Source organism: Pectobacterium sp. HCp5_1 (assembly GCF_032905925.1).
Taxonomy (GTDB): domain Bacteria; phylum Pseudomonadota; class Gammaproteobacteria; order Enterobacterales; family Enterobacteriaceae; genus Pectobacterium; species Pectobacterium brasiliense_A.
In genome coordinates this window covers 1-1,561 of sequence record NZ_JAUMIO010000078.1, presented here as the reverse complement: position 1 = coordinate 1,561, position 1,561 = coordinate 1, and the positions used below count along the sequence as shown (strand labels likewise).

General features: G+C 30.4%; 1 protein-coding gene. It reads right to left on the bottom strand.

Features of this window, described 5'->3' with window-relative positions; genetic code table 11:
* Nucleotides 1-140: 140 nt before the first annotated feature.
* Nucleotides 141-1,319 (bottom strand): CDP-glycerol glycerophosphotransferase family protein, encoded by a 1,179-nt coding sequence (locus Q3A88_RS21765; RefSeq protein WP_317178655.1) that lies wholly within the window; start codon nucleotides 1,317-1,319, stop codon nucleotides 141-143.
* Nucleotides 1,320-1,561 lie beyond the last annotated feature (242 nt).

Genomic DNA, 1,561 nt, shown 5'->3' with positions numbered 1-1,561 from the left:
GGGTCTGTTTGCTCACAAAACGGGCATTTTACCTCAACCGTTGCCATCAGGCTCTTCTTCTAAATATTTAGGAAAACAGATGAACATTCTACCTGACGATCACCGAGTTGAATACGTGACCCTATTATTAGCCATTTTTGTTACGGTTTTTTTAATTTATCTATGATGTGTTTAATAATTAATTCGGAAGAGTTGAACTCTTTGTTTTTATGAAATCTGTCTCTTGTTTTTTTATGTTCTGCAGACGGAGTGTACCCGTTTTTTTTTATTTCAATAATGGAGTTTAATACATCCATCCAGTCTATGTACACTTTATCAAAAGCTATTTCTTCATAAGAGTAGTAGAACTCTCTATCATTCTCGAGGTAAGTTTTTTTATCAAAAGGAGTGAATATAATCGGTTTCTCAGTAAGTAAAAAATCAAAGATGATACTTGAATAGTCTGAAATAAGACAGTCATATTTATTTATACTGTCGTAGATGTCCTCAGATGTATCTAATATAATGTTCTTGCAGTTCTTAATAGATGCTAAAAAAATATCATTAGGGTAGTTAACTGGATGCATTCTTAAAGTTAGTGAGATGTTGTTTTTTTCTAGCATTTTATCAATATATTCAGGTGAAAACCCATACGGTGAAAATAGATCTATTTTAGCCCCCAATTTCCCCCTAAAGGTAGGCATGTATATTACTTTGTAAATACTTGACGATTTGATAATTTCGGCAGTTTTGAGAAAGACATCATTCCTAGGAAAACCAAATTCAATGATGTTTTTCTCATCTTCTAAGAATGCAGTTGAAAATTTTTCCGTACACTCTTTTCCTGTAGAAAGGATAAAATCATAATGTTCATTTATTAAAAAACGGAACCATTTTCTTTTTATTAGATCACTTGTTTTTTTATTAGTAAATAAAAAATCATCAAATCCAATTTTTTTTAAAGGTACACCATGCCATGTTTGAATTCTTAACGTATTATGTCCGATTACATAGCTTAAATACTCAGATTTTACGCTGTGTGTGAAAAATATAACCTTAGCACGTAGTTGATACCATATGCCTTTTAAACTCCTAAAGTAGATAATTTCTATGTCTTTATTTTTAATTGATTTTAATATTTCTTTGTTTTTAACTATCCAGATACATTTTATGTTTTTATATATGTCTTTATTTTTCAATATGAATTCCATTAAATATTTCGGATTGTCTGAATATTTAAGTCCCATCCATGAACTGAATAAAAAAATATTTTTATTTTTAGGAATAAGTGATGAAATTAAAGAGGATATAATTAATGGTAATAATTTTCGGTAACGCATAAATCATACTCCAAAAAGATTAATTTATTTTAAATACTTAGAGTCTATTTTAAAAATAATGCAACAAGAAAAATTCGGTATTGCTTCGTAATTGTCGCCTTTCCCCCAACGGTTTAGGACAGGGCGGGATTCTACTTTGTTGATGAATTAACCAAAGATAACCTCGCTACGAAAATCTCCTGACCATCCGGCACATTGTCGTTTGCCCGCTATGCTATCTTTTTTTCCTTCATGCTGTTTCA